Raw genomic sequence first — 7,187 nt, 5'->3', positions numbered from 1 at the left:
AGTAGCGGGCATTATGATACGCCCCGGTCAGATAGACAGGGGAGTATCATGAAGCCCGTTATTTTTGCTTAAAAGCAAGTTAAATAAACAGATAAGGCTTTATCATTAGGTTAATCTGAAATTACTGCAAGATCGGAACTGATACCCATAAGGACATACAGAATAGTCCAAATAATTGGGAAAATACATCCCAGTGGAGAAAAAGGCAGCTTGTTTATCCATCTCAAAGGTCTGCATATTTCCCCGGGTTAAAAGGACAGATAAAACACCTAGTATAAGCGGTAATGCTATGCATATGGTAATGGTAGTTTTGTCGGTTTTCAAATAATTCTCCATACAAAAAAATATATGTAGAAGAAATGTTTTATATGAATATTTTAGTAATTGGCAATTAAATTAGATTATGAAAAAATACCCCAATATGCTTTAATATATCTGTCAAAAAATAAACAATAATTGCTATTTAATATGTTAGAAATTATAATATAAATAAGAAAAAACGCAGCAAATATACCCAAAATTGAAAGGAAGGAACATATGAAAAAAACTTTGAAAACACTAATGCTAATTGGAGCAATAGCATTAGTAATGAATTTTGCGGGGGTAAAAGCCCAGGCAGTAGAAGAAACAACGGTTGTGGCAACTACGGTGACAGAGGAAACAACTACAGCACCGGAAACCACTACAAAGGTGGAAGAACCAACTACGAAGCAGCCTACTACTGAGAAACCAACAACGAAACCTAACGTGGACACAAAAGGAACAAAAGTTAAAAAAGGTGGCTATGTTAAGAAATCAGTTTATGCATATAATTTAAAGTTGGAGAAAGTAACAAAGGTCAAAAAAGGAGTCCGCTACTATGTTTATAAGAAATGCAATAGCGGATATTCAATGTTAAAAGTTGGAAATAAGAAGCTATTAGTAAAATCAAAATATGTTGTCTACAAATGTAATGCTAAAAAAATAGTAAATACATTAGATAAGAAATATTCCTATGCAGACATGAAATCTGACCTTAAGAAACTAAAAGAAGCCTACGGCTCAATATTGAAAGTTGAAGTTGCAGGAAAAAGTTTAGATAAGAGAAAGTTGTATTACGTTACTTTAGGTAAGGAAACGGCTAAGAAGACTGTTTATGTAGAAACGTCAATACATGCAAGAGAGTATATGAATACTAAATTTATGATGAAAGTAATTGAAGAGTATTGTAGAGGATATGATACCAAAAAATATCAGGGAAAGAATTACAGTACAATTTTTAACAAGGTAAAATTAGTAATTATGCCAATGGTAAATCCGGATGGTGTAACAATTAGTCAATATGGACCTAAGAAAATAAGAGATATTAATTTACGTCAGAACCTTTACAAAATAGCAAAAGGAGCTAGTTTTAAAGAATGGAAGTCAAATGCAAGAGGCGTGGATATCAATAGAAACTTCGCCGAAGGCTTTGGAAGAGAAAGCGCAAAAGCACCTGGTCAAAAGTTATATGCAGGAAAGAAAGCTGTATCTGAACCTGAGACAAAGGCACAGATAGCCGTAGTTAAAAAAGTAAAACCTAATGTAGTAATTTGTTATCATCAGGCTGGAGAAGTTATGTATCACCGTAAACATACAAAACTTAGCAATATGTTGTATTCTATGACAAAATATACTCACGTAATAAGTGAGCCAACAGCTTATGGTACATTTAGCGATTATTTAGATGCTAGAAATATTTATAATTGCACATTAGAAACTGGTAAAGTACCGGCGCCTGTAAAAAATATTGAATTTAAGAAAATATATAAATTAAACAGATATGTATTAGTAGCAGTTGCAAAAATGTATTCATAAAATCAAGTGTATACAGTATTTTAACAGTGAGAAAAGGTGGTCACATATGAATAAAAATACGATTAAAAAGATAATTGCATCAGGACTAATTATAACAATAATAGCTGCAGGAACAGAAATTGCTGATAAAAGTTCGCAAGTGGCAGGAACAAATTCCATAAACACCATTGTTGGGGCAGAAGAGATTGCTAGATCAGCTACAGATTTTGAAAAGGAAAGACCCACAATAACATCCGTTATAAATAATAAAAACAGCACAACTATAAAATGGAACAAAATAGAATGTGCTAAGGGCTACGATATTTACAGGGATGGAGTGAAAATCTGTCAGGTAAAAAAATCAATTCAGTATACTGATAAGAAAGCAAATAAGAATGGAAGCTTGTACACTTTTAAGGTTGTGGCATACAAAACAGCAAAAGGTAAGAGATACGAGAGCAAACCTTCTTTAGAAGTTAAAAACTATTTCCTTAAAGGAAGCAGCATTAACATATTATCAGGAAAATCTGGAAATAATCAGATTTCATGGCGCAAAAACAGTAAAGCAAACGGATATGAAATTCAATATTCAACAAAAGAAAATTTTACAAAGGGTGAAACTATAAACGTACAAAACAAAAATTCTGCAAAGCTTAGTAAATTAAAGAAGAAAAATTACTACGTGAGAGTCAGGGGATATGTAAAAAAAGGAAAAAACAAATATTATTCAGTTTGGAGCACCTGCGCCGAAATAATTGCATGGAATTCTAAATGGAAATTTGCAGGTTATTCCAAAATACATACAGACGCAGCAACATTATATTTTTCAACAGCATCTAAACTTAAGCAGAAAACAGTTTGTGTAAATGCCGGTCATGGAACAAAAGGCGGCGAAAGTGTTAAGACTTTTTGTCATCCTGACAAAAGTGCAAAGGTGACAGGTGGAAGTACAGCTCAGGGAGCTGTAAAAGCTACATCAATTAACGGTGGAACTACTTTAAGTGACGGAACACCTGAGGCAAAGGCAACACTTAAACTGGCAATGGTTGTGAAAAAGAAACTTTTAAAAGCAGGCTATAATGTTTTGATGGTAAGAGAAAGTGAAGATTCACAGATAGACAACATAGGAAGAACGGTATACGCAAACAACAATGCAGATTACCACATTGCCCTACATTATGATTCTTCATCAGCAAATAAAGGCGCATTTTATATTAGCGTTCCAAATAACAAGTCCTACAGAAATATGTATCCGGTTTCAAAGAATTGGAAAAAACATAATAAATTAGGACAAAATCTTATTTGGGGAATGAAAAATGCCGGTGTAAAAATTTATGGAAATGGAGCTATGGCAATTGATTTAACGCAAACATCCTATTCAACAATAGCATCTGTTGATTTAGAAGTTGGGGATAAACGAAGTGATCATTCAGGTAAGGCATTAAATAAGATTGCCAATGGAATTGTGAAGGGCATGAATAAGTAGGTAAATAGTTAATTAACTCGGAATAAACCGAGTCGGAGATAACCGAATAAAATTAAAGCCAATTAAATTTAATGGATTTATTGTAAAACAATTAAATAAAATTATTAAAAAGTCATTTGTTTTAACTGATAATTATCTGGAAACAGAGATATAGGTCAGTTAGAGCAGGTGACTTTTCTTTTATTTTATAGATAAATGTGATATAAAGGCAGGAATGGATATACTGGATATTGGATGTGGAAACGGTTTGCTCTGGGTTAAGGAAAAAGAGATTTTGCCGGAAAATATAAATATATATTTGGTGGATAATTCTAAAGCCATGATAAATGCTGCAAGAAAATTGATTTTGAATGAAAAAGATTATTATGAAAAGAAAAAGAAGTTATTAGATTTATAAGAGTTTTTTTATGTCTGATTGAATAACACACATTCGTGGCGGTAGTATAATAAATAGTGTAAAAATAGTGAAAATATAATGTAAAAGCATTTCCTTTTAGATATAATAATATTTGAAAGGAAGTGTTTTCTTATTACATAAAAAACGTTCCACTATGGATGTACACTCGCGCAAATGGAAAAATGTTGCTAAATAGGCACGCGCTGGTTGCGTAGAATGTCGCAAGCGACATTCTTTGTTCTAAAAAAATATTGAACCAAATATTATAACGAGCATATCGCAGTAAGTCTATTCGACTTATGGTTACGTGTAAATCTTAAAATATATTCTGAAAGGAGAAAATATGAGTTTAATTAAAGGCATACATCATGTATCAATGAAGTGTAAAAATCAGGAAGAGTATAAAAAGGTAGTAGAGTTTTATAATGAGATACTGGAAATTCCTGTTGCAAGAACATGGAGCGAGGGGATAATGTTTGATACAGGTAATGGAATTATTGAAGTGTTTAACAATGGTGGCGGAAGTGAAGAGACGGGGATTATAAGACATTTTGCCTTTGCCACTGATAATGTAGATGAATGTGTTAAGAGAATTAAGCAGGCTGGTTACAATGTATTTGTAGAACCTAAAAACGTGGAAATTCAGTCCAACCCAAAATTTCCTATAAGAATAGCATTCTGCTTTGGACCGTTAAGAGAACAAATCGAACTTTTCCAAGTAAGATAATAATTACAATCTAAGTAATAAGGAGAAGTGGCATGGAAATATTGTTTGATTTTGTTGTGGAGTTTATTATGGAAATATTGCCAGAATGGATTGCCAATATAATAGGAGTAAATCCTATAAAGATATTCGAAAAAAAGGTGCATAACAAGGTAATACAAAATATATTAATAGTGATTGTGGCAACAATATGTTTGATAATAGGTGTACTAATTGCAGTCGGGATAGTTATTGGTGTAGTATACTTAATTTCAAAATTTGCGTAATGAAAAGCAATTTCAAATTTTGTAATAAATACGGAAACAAATGGAGAAAGGGGTGTTGTAATATGAACATCTATCATACATTAGGAGGACAATATCTTATACATGGTCGAGAATTTCCAATTAACACAGTTGTATTAATATTAGATAATGGTGTAGAGTTGTTTTGTTGTAACTTTAATATGACAAAGGATAAAAAAATAATAGTTACTGTATATAATCCTGCAAGCAAACAATGGGTTAAATGTAAATTAAGAAATAACTATACCAAAGTTATGTGGGAATATTATAAAAAGAATATAAAAAAAAGAAATCATACAAAAAAATATAAAAAAAATAAAACTAAAAGATGGAAAGGTACAGTTGCACGTTGTAATAAGATACCAAATAGTGTGCAGTGGGCGGCAATGCATCCTTTTCAAGGGGGAGGAATGACACCTAGATAACCAAATCCCCAATATTCTTCTTTTTTGCACCCATTTCCTGAAAACAATCGTGTGTTATGTAGAAAGAGAAATCTTTCAAATTTTGAAAGGAGGAAAGTTATGAGTAACACATATGCCGGCATGAGTTATGAAGAAGTTATTGAAAAATATTCTGATTACATAACTAGGATGTGCGTGGTATGGACACAAAATGAAGAGGCGGCTAAAGATTGTTTTCAAAATACATTTATAAAATTATATAAATGTTCAAAAACATTTAACGACAGTGAGCATTTAAAAGCATGGTTGCTTAGGGTGGCAAGAAATGAATGTAATGATTATCATAAGTCTTTCTGGAATAAAAATGTATCCGTTGGTTTAGATAAGGAAAAGTTGGAAAATGTACATAAAGATAGTGGCAATTCAATGAGAGAATTGCAATATGACAGCGATACCGAAATTTTGATAAACGCATTGAGAAGAATACCTTTAAAGTATCGTGAAATTTTAGTTCTTTATTATTACCAGGAATATACTACAAAAGAAATTTCAGACATTCTTCAATTAAGTGTTAATACCGTAAAGTCAAGATTACGACGTGGTCGGGAAAAACTTGCTACAATTGTAAAAAAGCAGGTCTAAGAAATAGAAACTTATTAAAAATTGGAGAATGGAGGCAAATATGAATTTAAAAAAATTAGATACAATTAAAACTCCTGAAAGCTGGAAAAAAGAATTACTTGAACAGTCAATTGAAACTGAAAGTGTAAATTTCAAAATCAAATTTACAAGTTTGAGAAAAATGAAATGGGCAATGGTCAGCTTGGCAGTAGTGTTAGTTTGTGCAACGGGAATTACTGTTGGAGCAAACAATTCGGATTCTTTTAAGGGATTTTTGCAGGGATTATTTGGAACAAATAAGGTTCAGCAGGTAAATGTGGAATCTAATCGCTCAAATGATAAAGGGGAGAAAACTAAAAATAAAATCCAGTTAAATGACAAAGGTGAAACACCTGAAGGTAAAATTCAGTTAAATGAAAATATGGAAATTGCTGGTAGAAATGAAACTTTCATATTGGAATATAACAAAGAAAGTTCTGAAAAAGTTGAAAACGTATATTCAATAAAAGATGATCAGCTATCAAGAGAATCTGTAAATAAATTTAAGGGAAAATATGAGGGTGAAGGTTTTTCATTTCAATATGTTATAAAAGACAAAGAAATTTGTGCCTTTAATTATAGCGGTGCCATTAGTGAGGTTTTTCAGGTTATAAAAGGAAGGTCAATTTATGCTACTTTGTGTCATACCCAAAAGGACACTATTGTGAAGGAAACGATAGTAAAGATCAATTTGGACACAAATGAAATTGAAAAACTTTCAAACGATAGAATGATATGTAATTTTGCCCTTTCCCCAAATGGAAAAACACTTCTTTGCAATTTTAGGTCAAAAGGATATTGGTCGATGTTTGATTTAGAAAACAAAACAGAAAAGAAATTAAAAAAGGACACAATAAATGGATATGCAACTACTGACGAAATTAGTTATGTTGATGATTATCATATATTGACTTTGGGCAAGCCATTTACAAAAAATAAAACTGAGTATTACAGTAAGTACCTTGTAAATCTAAAGAACGGAAAAATAGAAAAGGAATTTTTCAACATAAATATTGACATAAATTTAAATTGGACATATTTATTTGAAAAAAATATCCTGACAATTGAAAATGTAATAAAAGGTGATAGATTTCAAATCAATATATCTGAAAAAAATGTGGAATCAATTATTTCCTCAGAAAAATACGCTATATTTGGTGGTGTTTCCAATGGTGATCTATATTTGATAAATTTTGAAAATAAACAGTTGATGAAACTAAATATACCGGAAAAATATCGGGACAATATACAGTTTTACTTAATGGGAAAAGAAAACAAAATGTTGATTACATTTGATAAAAAAGCGTATATTGTAGATATATCAGATTTAAAATAGTAGAGGATTATAAATAGAATAAGAAACTCTGAATTGTAAAAAAATTAACGTGGAAGTCAGTAGTTAAGAACATACTTAAAC

8 protein-coding genes are annotated in these 7,187 nt (G+C 31.3%); all 8 read left to right on the top strand.

The features are described 5' to 3' along the window. Positions 1-537: 537 nt before the first annotated feature. The 8 genes from DWZ69_RS05160 to DWZ69_RS05125 all read left to right on the top strand — a co-directional run bounded on the left by DWZ69_RS05160 (position 538) and on the right by DWZ69_RS05125 (position 7,106). Positions 538-1,836: a M14 family metallocarboxypeptidase gene (locus DWZ69_RS05160; RefSeq protein ID WP_117998734.1), complete on the top strand. Its 1,299-nt coding sequence runs from the start codon at positions 538-540 to the stop codon at positions 1,834-1,836. Positions 1,837-1,882: 46 nt separating this feature from the next. Continuing rightward, positions 1,883-3,301 carry an N-acetylmuramoyl-L-alanine amidase gene (locus DWZ69_RS12250; protein ID WP_243002555.1) on the top strand — a complete coding sequence of 473 codons (1,419 nt, stop codon included), beginning with the start codon at positions 1,883-1,885 and terminating at the stop codon, positions 3,299-3,301. A gap of 214 nt (positions 3,302-3,515) precedes the next feature. Then, positions 3,516-3,698 carry a class I SAM-dependent methyltransferase gene (locus tag DWZ69_RS05150; RefSeq protein ID WP_117998735.1) on the top strand — a complete coding sequence of 61 codons (183 nt, stop codon included), beginning with the start codon at positions 3,516-3,518 and terminating at the stop codon, positions 3,696-3,698. A gap of 343 nt (positions 3,699-4,041) precedes the next feature. After that, positions 4,042-4,425, top strand: a complete 384-nt coding sequence (locus tag DWZ69_RS05145) for a VOC family protein (RefSeq protein WP_117998736.1) — start codon at positions 4,042-4,044, stop codon at positions 4,423-4,425. 32 nt (positions 4,426-4,457) lie between these two features. Beyond that, positions 4,458-4,688: a hypothetical protein gene (locus DWZ69_RS05140; RefSeq protein WP_117998737.1), complete on the top strand. Its 231-nt coding sequence runs from the start codon at positions 4,458-4,460 to the stop codon at positions 4,686-4,688. Positions 4,689-4,750: 62 nt separating this feature from the next. Continuing rightward, positions 4,751-5,131, top strand: a complete 381-nt coding sequence (locus tag DWZ69_RS05135) for a hypothetical protein (RefSeq protein WP_117998738.1) — start codon at positions 4,751-4,753, stop codon at positions 5,129-5,131. Between the two features lie 99 nt (positions 5,132-5,230). Then, positions 5,231-5,752 carry a sigma-70 family RNA polymerase sigma factor gene (locus tag DWZ69_RS05130; RefSeq protein ID WP_117998739.1) on the top strand — a complete coding sequence of 174 codons (522 nt, stop codon included), beginning with the start codon at positions 5,231-5,233 and terminating at the stop codon, positions 5,750-5,752. Positions 5,753-5,792: 40 nt separating this feature from the next. Continuing rightward, on the top strand, positions 5,793-7,106 hold the full coding sequence (locus DWZ69_RS05125; protein WP_117998740.1) for a hypothetical protein: 1,314 nt from the start codon (positions 5,793-5,795) through the stop codon (positions 7,104-7,106). Positions 7,107-7,187: the final 81 nt, after the last annotated feature.

The organism is Eubacterium sp. AF34-35BH (assembly GCF_003477765.1).
In the GTDB taxonomy this organism is placed as follows: domain Bacteria; phylum Bacillota; class Clostridia; order Lachnospirales; family Lachnospiraceae; genus Eubacterium_G.
The sequence above is the reverse complement of the archived record's forward strand: the minus strand, read 5'-3'. Positions and strand labels throughout refer to the sequence as shown.

Coding starts and splice junctions, on each gene's coding strand:
- DWZ69_RS05160 (WP_117998734.1), top strand. CDS start 538: ATGAAAAAAACTTTGAAAACACTAATGCTAATTGGAGCAATAGCATTA.
- DWZ69_RS12250 (WP_243002555.1), top strand. CDS start 1,883: ATGAATAAAAATACGATTAAAAAGATAATTGCATCAGGACTAATTATA.
- DWZ69_RS05150 (WP_117998735.1), top strand. CDS start 3,516: ATGGATATACTGGATATTGGATGTGGAAACGGTTTGCTCTGGGTTAAG.
- DWZ69_RS05145 (WP_117998736.1), top strand. CDS start 4,042: ATGAGTTTAATTAAAGGCATACATCATGTATCAATGAAGTGTAAAAAT.
- DWZ69_RS05140 (WP_117998737.1), top strand. CDS start 4,458: ATGGAAATATTGTTTGATTTTGTTGTGGAGTTTATTATGGAAATATTG.
- DWZ69_RS05135 (WP_117998738.1), top strand. CDS start 4,751: ATGAACATCTATCATACATTAGGAGGACAATATCTTATACATGGTCGA.
- DWZ69_RS05130 (WP_117998739.1), top strand. CDS start 5,231: ATGAGTAACACATATGCCGGCATGAGTTATGAAGAAGTTATTGAAAAA.
- DWZ69_RS05125 (WP_117998740.1), top strand. CDS start 5,793: ATGAATTTAAAAAAATTAGATACAATTAAAACTCCTGAAAGCTGGAAA.